Annotated in this window: 12 protein-coding genes; 8 read left to right on the top strand and 4 right to left on the bottom strand. The window is 60.5% G+C overall.

Going from position 1 to position 14,480, the window contains the following annotated elements; translation table 11 throughout:
* Window positions 1-279 precede the first annotated feature (279 nt).
* Complete coding sequence (locus JJC00_RS37835) at window positions 280-753, bottom strand: hypothetical protein (protein ID WP_246774107.1); 474 nt, start codon at window positions 751-753, stop codon at window positions 280-282.
* 1,824 nt (window positions 754-2,577) lie between these two features.
* Between JJC00_RS37835 and JJC00_RS06885 the strand changes: the two genes are divergently transcribed.
* Entirely contained in the window at window positions 2,578-3,735 is a 1,158-nt protein-coding gene (locus JJC00_RS06885) for an MFS transporter (RefSeq protein WP_200471941.1), read from the top strand.
* Between the two features lie 350 nt (window positions 3,736-4,085).
* On the opposite strand, the gene JJC00_RS06880 is transcribed toward JJC00_RS06885, so the two are convergent.
* The 3 genes from JJC00_RS06880 to JJC00_RS06870 all read right to left on the bottom strand — a co-directional run bounded on the left by JJC00_RS06880 (window position 4,086) and on the right by JJC00_RS06870 (window position 5,475).
* Window positions 4,086-4,508 carry a hypothetical protein gene (locus tag JJC00_RS06880; RefSeq protein WP_200471940.1) on the bottom strand — a complete coding sequence of 141 codons (423 nt, stop codon included), beginning with the start codon at window positions 4,506-4,508 and terminating at the stop codon, window positions 4,086-4,088.
* A 12-nt stretch (window positions 4,509-4,520) separates the two neighbouring features.
* Window positions 4,521-4,742, bottom strand: a complete 222-nt coding sequence (locus JJC00_RS06875; RefSeq protein ID WP_200471939.1) for a hypothetical protein — start codon at window positions 4,740-4,742, stop codon at window positions 4,521-4,523.
* A 469-nt stretch (window positions 4,743-5,211) separates the two neighbouring features.
* Entirely contained in the window at window positions 5,212-5,475 is a 264-nt protein-coding gene (locus JJC00_RS06870; protein WP_246774106.1) for a hypothetical protein, read from the bottom strand.
* Window positions 5,476-5,632: 157 nt separating this feature from the next.
* Here JJC00_RS06870 and JJC00_RS06865 point away from each other — a divergent pair, with 157 nt between their 5' ends.
* From JJC00_RS06865 to groEL, 7 genes are all read left to right on the top strand, one after another.
* Window positions 5,633-6,193: a sigma-70 family RNA polymerase sigma factor gene (locus tag JJC00_RS06865; protein ID WP_200471938.1), complete on the top strand. Its 561-nt coding sequence runs from the start codon at window positions 5,633-5,635 to the stop codon at window positions 6,191-6,193.
* 2 nt (window positions 6,194-6,195) lie between these two features.
* Window positions 6,196-6,954, top strand: coding sequence for a hypothetical protein (locus tag JJC00_RS06860; protein ID WP_200471937.1), 759 nt, complete (start codon window positions 6,196-6,198; stop codon window positions 6,952-6,954).
* A gap of 883 nt (window positions 6,955-7,837) precedes the next feature.
* A complete protein-coding gene (locus tag JJC00_RS06855; RefSeq protein ID WP_200471936.1) occupies window positions 7,838-9,502 on the top strand; it encodes a methane monooxygenase in 1,665 nt (554 codons plus the stop codon).
* Window positions 9,503-9,579: 77 nt separating this feature from the next.
* Window positions 9,580-10,638 carry an NADH:ubiquinone reductase (Na(+)-transporting) subunit F gene (locus JJC00_RS06850; RefSeq protein WP_246774105.1) on the top strand — a complete coding sequence of 353 codons (1,059 nt, stop codon included), beginning with the start codon at window positions 9,580-9,582 and terminating at the stop codon, window positions 10,636-10,638.
* A gap of 35 nt (window positions 10,639-10,673) precedes the next feature.
* Window positions 10,674-11,783 carry an aromatic/alkene monooxygenase hydroxylase subunit beta gene (locus JJC00_RS06845; protein ID WP_246774104.1) on the top strand — a complete coding sequence of 370 codons (1,110 nt, stop codon included), beginning with the start codon at window positions 10,674-10,676 and terminating at the stop codon, window positions 11,781-11,783.
* Window positions 11,784-11,808: 25 nt separating this feature from the next.
* The gene (locus JJC00_RS06840; RefSeq protein WP_027545366.1) at window positions 11,809-12,165 is read left to right on the top strand and encodes an MmoB/DmpM family protein; all 357 of its coding nucleotides are present in this window, start codon (window positions 11,809-11,811) and stop codon (window positions 12,163-12,165) included.
* Between the two features lie 107 nt (window positions 12,166-12,272).
* Window positions 12,273-13,910 (top strand): chaperonin GroEL, encoded by a 1,638-nt coding sequence (gene groEL, locus JJC00_RS06835; RefSeq protein WP_200471935.1) that lies wholly within the window; start codon window positions 12,273-12,275, stop codon window positions 13,908-13,910.
* The last annotated feature ends 570 nt before the right edge of the window (window positions 13,911-14,480 follow it).

The raw sequence follows: 14,480 nt of genomic DNA, 5'->3' as shown, positions 1-14,480 counted from the left end.
GTAAGCCTGGCTAGTGCGCTTCAGTGGCGCAGTCTCACCGCGTGCCGAAGCGAGCGGCTCGAGCTTAAGATGGAGAGCATCCCCAAAATCATCAGTAGTACGCCAAGCCAAGTTGCCGTCTGGCTCGGCGCCTCGTTACGAGCCTCTGCAGTGAGCACAAGCACGCCGATCGGGATAGTCGGAGGTTCGGGCGAGGTCACCACATCGTTGGCCGGCGCGGCCGCGAGAGGTTGCTCAACATCGACTTGGTTCGGCACGGAGTGCGTGGGCCGGCCGTGCTCAGCGATTGGGGGGCGCCGACATCAGAGTGGTGCCCGTATCGAGATCGGAGGCAGCATCAGCTACCTTGACTTCGGGGTGAGGCGGCTGAGACGGCTCGGCCGGTGCAGAGCGCAGCAACTCCGCGCGCGCATCAACGACCCCGCTCTGCCTGGGCCGCGCGGCTCCGTTCTCGTCCAAACTGGCGGTGTTATCTTTCACCACGCGTCGACGAACGGTCTTCTTTACCTTCGCCACACCCTCGGTCAGGAACCAGCATTTGTGGTGCCCGTCCATTCGGTAGACCCAATGCAGGCTATCGGGGGTCGAGTTGCCGGGGCGTCCCAAGCATTCCGCTTGCGGCGGAGAGGTCACCGTAGGCTGGGGTGCAGCAGTATTGAAGATATCCGCAAGAGGATTGGAAGACGCAGGGCCTGTCGAAAGAGTTTCAATAAGAGCCAAACTGACGAAGCACATTCGCAAATAACCGGACATCGAAAACTCCCGGTGTTGCGCCCCGCCCGGCATGACCCTTCGTACCGACATAGGCGGCCATGCGGCTCAAATCTGGCGGCGCCATGGATTCATTGTGTTCCGGACGTGAGCCACGGGTCCGAATGCAAGGCCGGTCCAGCCGCTCAAGGTTGCAAAACACGGCCCATGATCATGTGGTCGAGGTCCCGGCCTGCGTGATCAACCGCTGTCTTTATTCGTGCTGAGGTGCATCGGTCGTTAAGGGTTGGTTTAGTTCCCGGCATGATCATTGGGGATCACAAGGGACCCGAGCATGCAATTGCACCATGCCAATACCTTGGAAATAATCGAGACGGTCCCGTGGCCCGTCACGCTCGACCGATCCGATTTCTTGCCCTCCAATCGAGATGAGGTCCTGGCGCTATTGGCGCCAAGCGGTCATTCAAAACCCACTATTTGGCTCGTCGCGGTCGCATTGGCTGCAGGTTTTGGATTGGGATGGGCCGGTGCCTGGTATGCTCCTGCAACCATCTCGGCTCTCAATCCAAATGCTCGAATAGAACCGGCTTCGCGCCGCATGCCGGACACAAAGTCAGGCGGTAAGGCCGAAAGCGCCCGAAAGATAGCAAGCTCGCGAACACCGCCCGGTTTAGGTCAGCCCTCCACAGTCAGCGCGAGCCTTGCTCCGAAGCCTCTGGTCAAAGCGTCGAGTGGGGGGCAATCGCCGGAAGCTTTGAACCCAACCTCTTCGGTTTTCGAGCCGGATACGTCTGTGACCGGCTCGCTCGGGCCTCCGGGGCCGCTCCTGTCGGTCCCGGAGACAAGACCAACGACTATTGGGGGGTGGGCAGTCCTTGAGGTTCGCGGCGGAACGGCGGTGCTCGAAGGACCCGATGGGATTCGAATGGCAGCACGAGGGGACGTGGTCCCCGGCATCGGCCGAATCGATTCTATCGTGCGTTGGGGCAACCGCTGGATAGTTGCAACAGCTCGTGGATTGATCTCGACGCCGTAGGCGTAAACGCTTGCGACGAACAGACATGCATTCGCGTTGTCACCCGCCGCAGTTGGCGGGCCCAAGGTCAATTTACCCGTGCATCAAGCCAACCTTCACACGAGGCACGCGGTTTCCGCGACGAACGCAGCCGGCAAATATATGTGCTCAAGCTAACTGGCGGGAAGAAGATTCCATGTGAGCGTCCCTGGGGGCTGAAATGCGAACGTATCCCCCGACGGAGGGCCGCCCGAGTCCTGCGTTTGGTCAAACATGAAAGCGACAGCCAATCGCACTCTTTGCCACGGCATTCCGAGGCGTATCAGCGTCAAGATCGCGATGCTAGATTTCCTGCGCCTAGCGAATAGGAGGACGACACGCCCGACAGCGTCTACAAGGTCATTGAACTGGTCGGTACCAACGCGACGCGCGAAATTATGCCGCGCGGGAACGCGGAGAACGCAGAGCTCTCCATGACCGCCCCATTCAAGAGCCGGTGCGCCAATTACTTTTCGGCAAGATGCGGCATAATTTGTTCGGGAGATGGCGAAGTGATCGTCGGGATCAGGGACTCAAGGTACGTCCTCACTCGCTTAGCGGACCGTAATCGGCGTTAGTCGGCATGACTGACCTACAGGACTCGTTTTTTTTGGGCGTCGTCCGGAGTGCCGGTACAACTGAGAAGGGCGCCCGTCACTTGGCGAACCGAGCAGCGCAGATCGACTTGATCCGGCTGGTGCGATACGGCCAGACTTCGCTTTCGCAGCCGGTTCTCCGATTGGTTTGCGTTCTTCGCCTGAACGTCCCCAGGGTCGTGCACGCAATAGAGTAACCGATATAAGGCCCTCCCTGTGCGCATTCCCGCACCAATCGCCTATATAGTCGTCTACGTTGCCCTCTACGCGGCGTTCGGCGCCGCATCTCCGTTCTGGCCAAAATTTTTCGAAACGAGAGCTCTGGCGTCTCAGCAGATCGGCCTGATCCTCGCCGCCGCGATGCTGACGCGGCTCGTTTCCGGACCGTTAGTTGCTATGCTGGGGGATCGGCTCGGGTCATTGCGCCCCGTGCTCGCAGCCTGCGCTGCCGTGGCGGCCTCAGCAGCCGTCGCGTTGCTCTGGGCTGATACATTCTGGTTATTGCTTGTTGTCGCGTTGGCTCAGGCTGCCGCTCTCGCTCCCACCACCTCGATCGCCGATGCGTTATCGGTCAATACTGTGAGGCCTCGGCTTGCCGGAAGGCCATTCGAGTACGGATGGATACGAGGGGCTGCCTCCGCGGCTTTCGTCCTGGGAACACTGATCGCCGGACAACTCGTAAGCCCAGCCGATCTCACGCCGGTTATCTGGATGAACGCTGCCTTTCTGATCGCCGCCACTGGCGCCACTGCATTGTTACCTGGGCAAGCCCGATCGCAGAGGTCGCCGCCCTTTGCTGTGTCAGAGATGAAAGCGCTGATCAGTCTGTCGCAGTTTCGAATGATGATTATCGCATCAGCCTTGATCTATGGCAGTCATGCAGTGCACGATGTATTTGCAGTCATCAGGTGGAGCGACGCGGGCATCAGCACTTCGACGATCAGCTTCCTGTGGTCGGAAGCGGTGGTTGCTGAAGTGTTGGTGTTCATGCTCGCCGGTCCAGCACTCCTGGATAGGTTTGGCGTGCGTGGCGCGGCTGTCTTGGCAGCTGCGGCCGGAATCGTCCGCTGGTCTGTAGCGGGCGTGACCACCTCCGTGTTGCTGCTCTCGTTGATACAGCCGTTACACGGATTAACGTTCGCTCTGCTTCATCTCGCCTGCATGCGAATGATGGGGATGCTCGTCGCAGCAAGCGTCGCCGCAACTGCGCAAGCTCTCTATGCCTTTGGCTCAGGCTTGCTAACGGCAGTACTGATCTACTTGTCAGGCGCACTATATGCTTCCTATGCCGGGGCGGCATTCTTTTGCATGGCGGCGCTCTGCGTCGTCGCGCTCCCGTTCGCCTGGTTTGGCTTCGCCAATGGGAGGGGCTGACCCTTCGGTCCAGAGAACGGGAAATGGCTGCCGGTCTACGCTCCGCCGAAAAGCGAATTGGGACTGCGCCTTCTGTCGCGCGCCCTCGGCCAGTTCGGCAGTCGGACGAGATCCTGTTCGAGCCGACTGGCGTCGTCTGCAAGATCGATCTCGTGCTCCCCGTGTGCACCACGTCGGAGCCGCTCGAAGGAGATGGCGATCAGAAATTGACACCCAGGACGTATAGCCTCGAATGTCAGCTTAGTTGCTGTGGTCATCCGGGCACTCACAGGTGTTCCGATCGAATTCAGCACGTCCTGGTCTCCGCTACGCAACATCTTTCGCCGATGTCCAAGCGAGGGCCGTTGCGCTCAACCAAGGAGCCGGCTTCGCCGGAACATGAAACCGGTCGGTGCGAACCTCCTGGCCACCTGGAGCGCGCGGTTCTCGCAGCATTCCAGCGCGATCTTTTGGGAAAGCATAACATCTCCGATCGGCAGATCACCACGCGGCATGAAACACAGGCCGCGCGTCGGATAGCCCTTTTCGTCGACCTCGCAGACGTTCGTCGACCCGCCCGCGTAGATCCTATATTGCCTGCCAGTCTCGCCACCGATGACCTCGAAATAGCCCTTTCCCGCGAACTGCGCACGCTGGGCCGGCGATAGCCACTTCCGCAAGAGCTGCAGCGAGCGGCCCTCCGGAGTTCTCTCGGCGCCGTGTCTGATGAAGAGAGCCCGAATCGCTCGCGCGCGCCGGCGTTCACGCGGATGAGATGATCTGAAGCCAAACATGGCGTGGGCCGATCACCCGCCGACCAGCCTGGGGAAGAAGACGGTTTCCTCCGCGTTGGGGTCGAACGATCGCATTTGCGATACGTGACCCGGACCTGTCCGTGCCGCCGCGGTGAAGCCGGCGTCGGTCAGTTCGTAGAACCGCCGCTCCGCCTTTGCGAGCTCTCGTGCATCGTCTGGATTGAAAAAGTAACGGCTGTCGCCAGTACTATCCATCACGATCTGGATCGCCATGATCGTCTTCCTCGGATTAATGATGGCCAAGGACTTGAGGCAAGTGTCCATCCGAACTCGCGGATTTTCAAGACAAGAAGATGTCATCGCAAACGTTGGACCTGATCAGCCCAAAGGCCAATGTCGGGATGACCCGTCGCGGAGCCGATTTGATCAGGCGGGAAGATGAAAACCGTAAGAGCGAGTTGCCGAGCCGGCGCGCCCGGCAGGACGGCATCGAAAGTCTCGCTGAGCTTGCGGTAATACCAAATGGTCCCGTCGCGCTTGGCCGCACAAGCCCAAGCAACCGTGGTTTCGCAAGTGATGGCAATGGGACTGCCTTACTCGTAGGGAGGCTCAGGCGCTTACACGAGGGCTAGCTCTGCCCGGTAGGCCAACCGGACCGAGCGCTCACATCGGCACCGGCTGCGTCAGGTGCCTGATGAGACCGCCGCCGTTGAGGATCGCGCTCATGTCGAGCATGCGGACTTCACGCCCGGGAAAGCGGCGTTTCAATTCGTGCTGCGATTTTCACGACCGGGGCGCTGGTCGCCTTCGGCACGACCATCACGCCGTCATCATCCGCGCTGACGATGTCGCCCGGGCTGGACGGCAACTTGGCGACCGGCTGATTGATCACCACGAGCGTCTCCTTGTCGGTGCCCTTCGTGAAGAGCCCATAGCTGAACACCTCGAAGCCGAGCTCGCGGATCGCCGAGCCCGTAGCGCCGGAAGTCTCTTGCCAAAACAACAAGCCGCTGTTTTTGCAAAGATTTTTATGTTCTCGAATTTATTTGGTGTAAGTGGCGATGAAAACGTGCCGCAGGCTCGCCTATGCCAAATGAGATTCAGCTGTTCGCGACCCCGATGGGGCGCGGGCATTAGAATTGCCTCGATCAAGGCGGTGAAGAATGCAAAAACGACCGGACTGGGTGGACGACATCGATTGGGACGACCTCTATCCGAGAGTCCTCGCTGTCGCCTATCGGATGAGTGCCGGCCGAGCGAACAGGCGGCACGAAGCCGAACAACTTGCGCAAGAAGCTATTACGCGGAGCTTCACAACCAGGACGGTTGACTTAAAAAGATACGAGCTCTTCGTCTATCTCGTCGGCATCATGCGAAGCATTCGCAGCGATCAGATGAGGTCACCAGGCGCAAGGTTGTTCGATTTCGATGATGAAGCGGTGATCCGCTTCCCCACGCGTCCCACGCAAGACGACGCGCTGTCGATCGCGAGTCTTTCGCAACTCATCGAACAACAGGACTCTGGGGCCAACGAGGTGGCGATGCATATGCTCGCAGGACTGAGAACCTCGCGTGAAATAGCCGAGGCCATGAGTGTTTCTCCTCAAAAAGTGGACGCGCTCAAGAAGAATTTGCGCCGCATCATTCTGGAGCTTGGAAGGAACGAGGTGCGCGTCAAACGCAAGCCGCCGTCTGGCACCAAGATCGCTGATCTGGAGGAGTGAACATGGGTAAATCGCTTATCGAAACGATCTTGGCTCGCCTCGATGCGAACCCGCCGGAAGATCATACGGATATCCTCGATTATCCGGACGCCGTCGTTCGAGAGGAGCTGCGAGCAGCGGGACTGCGCCCCGAAATGCCGCAGGCCTTGCGCGAGCTGACGGGAACGTCTCAGGGCGGCCCGAAGCCTCGGGAACTCCACCCACATGGGCGGTTCGGCGCCGCTGCAGACTCCATTGCACGCATATTCACTACGCGATGGTGCTTGCGTCTAGGGTTTGGACTAGCTGGCGTCGCTCTAATTGCGAGTACGATTACCATGATCGACTTCTCGCTCCAGTTGCGAGCTGAAGTTGCCGAGATGCACTGGATCAATCAGTCCCTTAAGGCTGCGCGCCCGGAATCGCTCGCGAATGTCGTCGCCTCGTTTGTGAAGCAGCAAGAGGAAATCAGAGCAGAGCTAAAGAACAGGAAAAATGAGATTTCCGAAATCGCCTTACAGATCAACACCGCGCGGGCTTCCTTTGCCAATCGGGAAGGACAGATCATGTTGTCCCCTCCGGCAATCCAAGAGACTCAAGCCTCCGGAGTGAAGGATCGGACATTGTCTTTGGCTCATGCAGTGCCATCCCCATCGAAGGTCATGGAGATGCCAAGATTGAATCGCGACCTTAGCTCGTCCATCGACCTTGAGAAACTCGGTTATATGGGTAGTGTTCGGTGCTCGCCATTGCCAGCCAGTACCGACAAAACCCAGCCCTGAGAGCTAGCAATCAAGCCCGCGAGTGCTCTCTCACTCGCCGGCTTCTTCTAAATGCCCAGCGCATGAGCAATCGCCATCGCGAAGTAGATCAGTGCGATGGTAGCGTAACTCGCGCAGATGATCAGGGTCTCCTTGTTCATTCTCTGGCTCCTTGCTCATTCGATTTGTTCGCCGTCGATTGGCCGGTCGCAACGTGAGCTTTGTTTGAAAACCGCCAATGACCCCAGGCGACGACCAAATAGATGACCGAAATTGCGATATATCCTTGCGCCTCAAGCATTCAAAACGCCTCCATCAAAGCCTGTCGTTACTCAGTAAGGCGGCCCAGGTTCTGGATTTCGGATCGCGCGATGGCGATCGCTCAAGGAAAGCAAATTGCAATTCAAATGAGATGTTCGCGCCGCGGCTCCCAACTGGCGCGAGATTCCCATCTCGAGGTCGATTTTGCTTCACCTCATGCTTCGCCAATTTCCCAAAACCACCGTAGCCGGCATGAGGCCTCCACCTCGTCATCGCGCGGTTCGCTTGGGATACAGGCCGGCATGAGCTGATGGGAGGAGGTGAGGCGATGGCAAATGCCAGGCTGGAAGGTGAGGCGCTTGGGTGACGGAAACAGGTCGTTTCTGTGCAGAGCCGAAGACGATCGGCGGACCCGCATCGCGCATCGACGGAACAGATCTGCGTCACCGACGGGACAATAGTGTTGCGGGCCGTGTCGCATCGATGACGCGCCCCGCTCCGCCTATTCCAAGAATCCAGCACTTCTCCCCTTGGCACGTATGTTGCTGAGCGGACTCAAGCGGTGGCCGTGCCTGATGATCGGGCCATCTCGTCACAGCCAAACCGCAAAAGGCCCCGCCGCGCCAGGGAAAGGAGATGAGCGATGACTGAGGCACTCACACTCAACAAGATCACAAGCCAGAAGGGCATCAGTATCGGGGAGGCGACGCGCCTCATCGCCGATCTGGGCTGGACCCCGTCCTATGTGCAGGACGCGATGGCGGTCCCGACCGACTACAAGATCAGCAAGTCGCCGCGCGACCCGATGAAGCAGGTGCTGCGTTCCTATTTCCCCATGCAGGAAGAGAAGGACAATCGCGTCTATGGCGCGCTCGACGCAGCCTTGCGCGGCGACATGTTCCGCAACGTCGAGCCGCGCTGGATTGAATGGATGAAGCTGTTCCTGGCGATCATCCCCTTCCCCGAGATCTCGGCCGCCCGATCAATGGCGCCGCTCGGGCAGCTCGCCCCCGGCGATCATCTGCGCACCGGCTTCACGATGCAGATGGTGGACGAGTTCCGGCACTCGACCATCCAGATGAACCTCAAGAAATGGTACATGGAGAATTATATCGATCCGGCCGGGTTCGACATCACTGAGAAGGCGTTCGGCAAATGCGCTGCGACGACGATCGGGCGGCAGTTTGGCGAGGCCTTCCTGACCGGTGATGCGATCACCGCATCGAATATCTATCTCCAAGTCGCCGCCGAGACGGCGTTCACCAACACGCTGTTTGTGGCGATGCCGTCGGAGGCCGCACGCAACGGCGACTATGCGTTGCCGACCGTGTTCCTCTCGGTCCAGAGCGACGAAAGTCGCCATATCGGCAACGGCCATTCGATGCTGATGTCGGTATTGAAGGAGCCAGATAATCATCTGCTGTTGGAACGCGATATTCGTTATTCCTTCTGGCAGAACCACATGATCGTTGACGCGATCATCGGTACGATCATCGAATATGGCACCAAGAATCGCGACAAGAATAAGGAGAGCTACGCGGAGCTGTGGCACCGCTGGATCTTCGAGGATTATTATCGCACTTACATGCTGCCGCTCGAAAAATACGGCATCAAGATCCACCACGACGACGTCCATGAGGCGTTCGATTCGATCGTCAAGAAGGGCTATGTCCACAAGTTCGCGCAGGCCATCTCGGCCGGCTGGTGGGCGAATTTCTGGCGGATCGAGGCGCAGACCGAGCGCGACTTCGAATGGTTCGAGGTCAAGTATCCGGGGTGGTACGACGAGTTCGGCGCCTGGTGGGAGAATTACGAGAAACTCTCCAAACCCGGCAGCGAGATCATCACCTTCGCCGACACCGGCTACGTTTATCCGCATCGCTGCTGGTCGAGCCTGGTGCCGTGCGTCATCCGCGAGGACTTCTGCGTCGACGAGGTGGACGGCGAGCTGTTCACCTATGCCAGCGAGGTCGATCGTTGGACCCACAAGGAAGCGTTCGCCGCCGAATATCAGGGCCGTCAGACCCCGGCGATGGGCCGCTTCTCGGGCCGCCGCCAGTGGGAAGAGGTCTATGACGGCTGGGATCTCGCCGACGCCATCGTTGACATGGGCTTCGTGCGTCCTGACGGCAAGACACTGATCGCTCAGCCGCACATGTCGTTCGAGGAGAAGGACATGTGGACGCTTGACCATGTCCGAGGCCACACCATCCGCAGCCCGCTGCTCGCGCTGCGCGAACTGAAGCCCGAGGCGCGGGCCAAACATGTCGAGGACTATCGCAAGGGTTTCAAGATCCGCCGGATCTGAACCCCCCACCGGCGGCCGGGGAGGTGGTGTCGCCGCCTCCCCCGGCATCCGCTGCGACTGCCTCACGGAGAATGATCATGGGACGGGAAATGCCTCAGCGCAGGCCGGCGGTGCACAAGGTGCGCTTCGAGCCGGTAGGGGTCGAGATGGAAGTGGAGGAAGGTGAGACCGTCCTCGACGCAGCCTTCCGCCAGGGCGTCGCCCTGCCGCACGGCTGCAAGGAAGGGCAGTGCTCCGCGTGCAAATGCATCCTCAACGAAGGGGATGTGGAGATGCTCAAATATTCGACCTTCGCGCTCTCCGATCCGGAGAAGGAAAGCGGTCATGTCCTGCTGTGCCGGACGCTCGTCTATAGCGACGTCGAGGTCGAGCTGCTCAACTATGACGAGGACCTGCTGTCGCGCTCGATCGCAGTCAAGGCGTTCAACGGAAAGCTGGCGAGCGTCGAGCCGCTGACGCACGACATCGTTCGCATCGCGATCGACCTAGACGAGCCGATGAAGTTCTGGGCCGGACAGTTTGCGGACCTGACGCTTCATGGCGCGGAGATCACGCGCTCCTATTCGATGGGCAATCCACCGAGTGAGCCCGATCGCCTGGAGTTCATCATCAAGCGTTATCCCGGCGGTGCCTTCTCGACCGCGATCGGCGAGGCGAAGACCGGCGATCCGATCACGGTGAAGGGGCCTTATGGCTCCTGCTTCCGTCGCGAGCAGCGCGACGGGCCGATGATCCTGGTCGGCAGCGGATCTGGCATGGCACCGTTGATGTCGATCCTGCTCGATCAGGCGGCAAGCGGCGAGACGCGCCCGGTTCGCTTCTTCTACGGCGCCCGGACAACGCAGGATCTGTTCGCGCTCGACGTCTTCGCCGACCTTGAAGCGCGGATGCCCGACTTCAAGTTCATTCCCGCCTTGTCACATGTCGAAGCGGATTCGGAGTGGAACGGCGAAACCGGATTCATCCACGACGTGCTGCGCCGCCACCTGCTCGACATGGAGAATACCGAGGAAGCGGACGCCTATAGCTGCGGTCCATCGCCGATGATCGATGCCGCACTGCCGACCCTGCAAATGGCCGATATCGACCCGGCCAGGATGTATTTCGACAAGTTCACGCCCGCCACCCAAGCATGAGGCCGAATGCCCAAGAGAGAGAGAGGGAGAAGACGATGTCTGGACGAGTGATGGAGCAGGAGCAGAGGTCCGCAGCGGCGGGCGCCAAGACCTTTCCGGGATCGGATAGCCGAGCCTATAATTATTTCGAGCCGAAGGGGCGTCGGGCGACGCATTACGAGGACGTCACCGTTGACGTCCAGCCGGACCCCGAACGCTACCTCCTCCAGAATTGGATCATGTCCTTCGGGGACGGCACGCCGACATACTCGAAGGAGTGGACCGCGCTGAAGAGCAGCGACTGGCACCTCTATCGCGCGCCCGACCAGGAATGGGAACGGACGCATTACCAACGCCAGTCGACCATCTGCGGCATGATCAAGAACGTAATCGACAACGCGCGGCGCGCCGGAGCACCGAGGCGCTTCGACAAGGCGTGGGTGAAAATACTGCAAGATCATCTGGGTGCCTTCAAGCATGCCGAATATGGCCTGGGCACCGCGCTGATGCGCGCGCAACGCTACGGCTATACCCAAATGGTCAACAACGCGATCCTGACCAACTCGTCCTACAAACTGCGGCTGGCGCAGGATCTAACGCTCTATCTCGGCGAGATCGCGCTCGACATCGAAGGCTTCGACGTCGACGCCGGCAAGCGCAATTGGCTGGAGAACTCGATCTGGCAGAAGGCTCGCGAACTCGTGGAATCTGCACGCGGCGCCGAGGATTTCCTGGAGCAGTATTTCATCGTCAACGTGCTATTCGAGCCACTGGTAGGCGAGCTGTTCCGCTCTGGTTTCGTCATGCAGGTCGCGGCGACACAGAGCGACTATTCGTCGCCCGCCATCATCTCGGCGGCGGAAGCGGATTACGAGCGCAACCTTGCCAATACGGTTGAGCTGTTTGCGACTCTTGTGCGCGATCCCGCGCATGGTGAGGACAATCGGCGCGTGCTGCAAGACTGGTTCGACGAATATTCGCCGATCGCGACCCAGGCGGCGCTCGATCTACAACCCATCTGGTCACAGCCGCGGGTGAAATCCGCGCAGTTCGCCGAATCTTATGCGTCGGCGATCAACCGCCTGCAGGCGATCGTGTCGGAGATCGGCGTCTTCTCGACGCAAATTCCGATGCCGGAGCTGCAGGTCGCCGAGCCCGTCGAATAATCGCGCCACGAAAGGAACCCACAACATGGCCGTTACCACCGAGCAGCAGCTCTTCACGCCGCTCAAGGACATCACCCAGGAACGCACCATCTCGCATCAATGCGGGGTGACGATGAACGACAGCGTCGAGGCACGCTGCATTGCCGAGATCATGGAACAGCGTCCCGGAATCAAGGTCACCTACCTGCCGGCGATGATCCGTGTGGACGGCGAAGGTAAGATCGTCTTCGACATGGCCGAGATCAGCGAGGCGCTCGGCCGCGAGATGACACCGCACATCTTCGAGATTTCCACCGCCACCCATTACGGCCGGATGGTGATGATCGACGAGAACACCGTGATCCTCTTCGGGGACATGGACGAGGCGCTCCAATACGAATGACACGATCACGCGCCGGCGGCCGCGCCACAGGCGCGTACCATCCCACTAGCCAGACCGGAATGACAAGGCTCGGCCCAGCGGATGGCGGCGCACACAGGAGACGATAGATGGCCAAGATCATGCTTTACGATGCTGAAGCTAGGGCGGCGCTTGCGCGCGGCGTGGACCAGCTTGCCCGCGCTGTAGTCGGTACGCTCGGCCCCAAGGGAACCAACGTCATCATGGATCGCCCGATCGGGACGCCGTTGGTGTCGCGCGATGGTGTCAGCATCGCGGCCGAGATCGAGTTACCCTGCCGGTTCGAGAATCTGGGCGCGCAGGTTGTTCGCGAGGTGTCAGCCCAGACCAATGAGATCGCCGGTGACGGCACCACGACCGCGACAGCGCTCGCCAATGCGCTGGTGCAGGATGGCGTGAAACTGGTCGAGCACGAGCACAAGGCGGTCGACGTTGTCGCCGGCATGGACCACGCCTGCGATCTGGTCATTAAAGCACTGCGAGAGGACTCTCGGCCGCTGCGTCAGGGCGAATTGCGCATGGTTGCAAGCGTCGCGGCCACCGAGACGTCACTGGGAGAGCTTATAGCGGAAGCGCTCGAGCGGGTCGGCATCGAAGGCGTCGTCCATGTCGAATATGCGTTCCCGGGCTCACCGACGCGACTGGAGGTCGACGAAGGGCTCGTGCTCGATCGCGGATTCGTATCGCACCATATGGCGACCGACAGTTCAAGCCTGGTCGCCGAACTCGACAATCCGGCGATCCTGCTGACCGACCACAAAGTGCCATCGGCCGAGCCGATCCTGCGTATCCTCGACCAGCTCAAGGAAAGCGGGCGTCCGCTGCTGCTGGTAGCGGACGAGATCGCGCCTGAGGTCATCGCGGCGGTGATGCAGGCTCGGCTTCAGGGACGTGGCACCGTCGTCGCGATCAATCCGCCGGAATTCGGCCATTGGCGCAAGGCGATGATGGAGGATCTCGCGATTATGACGGGTGGCCGGGTGATCGCGCGCGACCTGGGTGCCCGGATCGAGGAGGTGACGATCGCCGATCTGGGCAATGCGACGCGCGCGAGGGTATCCGCATCCGCGACCGTGATCCTGGGCGGCAATGGCGACAAGGCGGCCATCGACGGGCGGCGGCAACTGGTCCAGAAGCTGTGGGACGAGGCACCGCAGAATATCGAGCGCGACAAGCTGGCCGATCGCCTTGCAAAGCTCACCCGCGGGACCGCACTCCTGCTCGCAGGCGGCGCCACGCCGGTCGAGCAAAAACGCACGGCGCAACTCCTCGAAGATGGCCTTAACGCAGCCCGGGCTGCCCGTGGCGAAGGTGTGGTGGCCGGTGGCGGTACTGCCCTCGCGCAGGTCGCAGCGCGGCTCGATCCATTGGTGAATCAGGAGGTTGATGGCGCACAAGCCGGTGCGATGCTGGTCCGCGACGCGATCAAGCGCCCATTGGCGATCATCGCCGGCAATGCCGGACAGGATGGCGCTATGATCGTGACACGGGTCGTCGCCGAGCAACCCGGCACGGGCTTCGATGCCAGGAGCGGCAGATTTACCGACATGTTCGAAGCCGGCGTCATTGATCCCGTCAAGGTTACCTGCGCCGCTCTCGAGAATGCGGTGTCGGTGGCCAAGCTAATCCTGACGACCCATTCGCTCGTCGTCGATCTTCCTGAAGGCGTCGATCCTACCGCCGGCCCTGCGCGCGGCGGCGGTGCCGAAGTTTACGGCCGGAGCTGATCGGCGCGGACCGACGATCGCCATCGCGTTCGTTCCGCTCCGAGCGGTGCTTTCCGAGAGCGGCACGGAAAGCACCCCACCTGCGGCCGCCCGCTTCGGCTGGGCGAGTCTAGAATAGCCAGAAACGCTCGCTGCTTGAACATTCGACCCGATAGTCGTCGCGCAGCACGCCGATGTCCTTATCGAACGCCTACCATTCGCCCAGAATGCGCTCGGGATCATCGGCCTTCACGCTGCGCGTTCTGTTGCGCCACGAAAACTGTGCGGCGAGTCCGGCAATTGGACGATGACTTTGCCTCCTCCGGGCGGCTGGACGAGACGCGGGCCGCGGCAAATCATGCGGCCATCGTCATTGTTCACCTCTCCAGCCGACGCATTCAAGGGATGTGCGTACGGCAGCCGCAGGAACGTCAGCATAGCATCGTCAAAGGCGGGACGCGGACGGACCGCCCCCGACGAGCGAGTCAAGAGCGGCTTCGGCGACGCGGTTGGTATCAGTTTTGCATTCGTGATATCGTGTCAGCGTTGCGCAAGTCGATGCATGGCGTGCGCACGTTCACTGAGTCGGTT

This window comes from Bradyrhizobium diazoefficiens, from assembly GCF_016616885.1.
In the GTDB taxonomy this organism is placed as follows: domain Bacteria; phylum Pseudomonadota; class Alphaproteobacteria; order Rhizobiales; family Xanthobacteraceae; genus Bradyrhizobium; species Bradyrhizobium diazoefficiens_F.
Note: the sequence above shows the minus strand (reverse complement) of the source record. Positions and strands in the feature narration are given on the sequence as shown.